Consider the following 1,780-nt stretch of genomic DNA (forward strand, 5'->3'; position numbering starts at 1 on the left):
CGTAAGGGCTCGCAGAGAATCAACATGCTGGTTTGATCTCTGATGGGGGTCGGCTGCCGTACTTGCCGAGGTGGGCGGCCACGTCTGCCGGGGTGCGGAACCTGGCGGTTGAAGGCGGGATCGCGTGGTCGCGCTCGGCCAGGAGGGGCCGTACTTCCTGGACTGCCCGCGTGAGGGTGCTCCCGGTGACGCCGAAGAGCTGGGCGAGCAGGTCGTGGGTACCAATCTTGCGAAGGCTGAGCACGGTGGCCAGGATGCGGTCTTCGTCGGAGAGCTTGTCCTTGGCGCCCGCACCGCGTGCTCGTTGGCGCTCACCGCCCCGGCGTTCGCGGCGAGCCTGCTCTCGTCGTCGCGCCAGTGCTGGGATCAACGCGCTGACCAGAACGTCCAGTTGTGGATCGGTCATGCCGGTCAGCTCCGGGTCACGGAGCGAGCCGGCGGCAACGTCATTCGGGAGCTCGGGCGACCGCGCTTCGGTCTCCATGCCCGCGCCCTGGCGTGGGGGCGGGCATGCATCGCCATGGAGCGTGTAGTTCCAGTCGCCGTGGAAGCGGTGCCGGCTCATCGCCAGCGCGTCGACCTGGGCATCGCTGACCTTCACGCCGGTGTCGTAGCTGTCGGTGTCGAGGCGGGCCTCGACCGTCAGTCCGGTGCGGGTGGTGGTCGCCGCGATCGTCTCCACGATGACGTCATGGCTGCTCAGGGGCCTGCCGCGCCAGTTCATGGAGATGTGAGAGAACAGCCGGTGCTCGATCCGATTCCACTTCGATGTGCCCGGCGGTAGGTGACAGACTGTGATGTCCATGCCGGTCTCGGCGGCCAGGGCAGCGAGTTCACTCTTCCAGGCGCGGGTGCGGTAGCCGTTGGAACCGCCCGCGTCGGCGGTGATCAGCAGCCGTGTGGCGTGCGGGTAGTCGTGTCGGCCGCGGGCCTGCCACCAGCGGCGGATGGATTCCACCGCGAACGCGGCGGTGTCGTGGTCGGTGCCGACGCTGACCCAGCCGGTGTTCGCCGCGATGTCGTAGATCCCGTACGGGATCGCCTTGCCGGGCCCCTCCCGGTCCAGGAAGTCATGCGTCTTGACCTTGACCGGCTCGCCCCCCGGTTGCCACTCCCGCCCGGCGTTCTTGTACTGGCCGACCAGTTCCTTCTTCTTGCTGTCCACGCTGATCACCGGATCTCCGGAGCTGATGTGGTCCTTGGCCCGGTCGTTGATGTAGCGGAACTGGGCGTCCCGGTCCGGGTGCTGCTTGCCCTCGACGGTCTTGGAGTTGGCCTGCAGGCTGAAGCCCGCCTCCCGCAGCAGGTCACCGACCGTGTCGGCACTGACCTTGTGTCCCTGAAGCGTCAGCTCGCCGGCCAGGTTCCGGGTCGACTTGGTCGTCCACCGCAGCGGCGACATCGGGTCCCCGCGCATGTCCGGCTCGACCAGGGCGAGAAGTGCGGGACGCAGTCCCGCGTCCAGGTCGGCGGCCTTCTTCCGTCCGCCGCCGGGCCGGCGGACCCGCCCCAGGGGCCCTTCGCCAGCCTCCAGCTCATAGACGCCCTTGCGGACCGTCGCCTCGCTGACCCCGGCTGCCCGGGCGACGGCCCGGATCCCGCCGTGTCCCAGGAGCCGGGCCTCGGCTCCCATCAGCAGACGCTGTTGCCGCTCGTCCAGATGCGGGAACAACACCCCGAACTTCGCACTCAGTTGATCTCGAATCTCCTGCGTTATGCCCATACCACATCAACGAGCCGCATCGCCGGAAGCAACACGTTGATTCTCTGCGAGCCCTAA

1 protein-coding gene is annotated in these 1,780 nt (G+C 68.1%); it reads right to left on the reverse strand.

Features of this window, described 5'->3' with window-relative positions; genetic code table 11:
* Positions 1 to 19 precede the first annotated feature (19 nt).
* Positions 20 to 1,723 (reverse strand): ISAzo13 family transposase, encoded by a 1,704-nt coding sequence (locus ACNPQM_RS44040; protein ID WP_418088402.1) that lies wholly within the window; start codon positions 1,721 to 1,723, stop codon positions 20 to 22.
* Between the last annotated feature and the right edge of the window lie 57 nt (positions 1,724 to 1,780).

The organism is Streptomyces sp. NPDC056231, from assembly GCF_048270745.1.
GTDB lineage: Bacteria > Actinomycetota > Actinomycetes > Streptomycetales > Streptomycetaceae > Streptomyces.

What these genes read in the sequence shown, in the direction of transcription:
- ACNPQM_RS44040 (WP_418088402.1), bottom strand. Translation starts at nt 1,723, where the DNA reads ATGGGCATAACGCAGGAGATTCGAGATCAACTGAGTGCGAAGTTCGGG.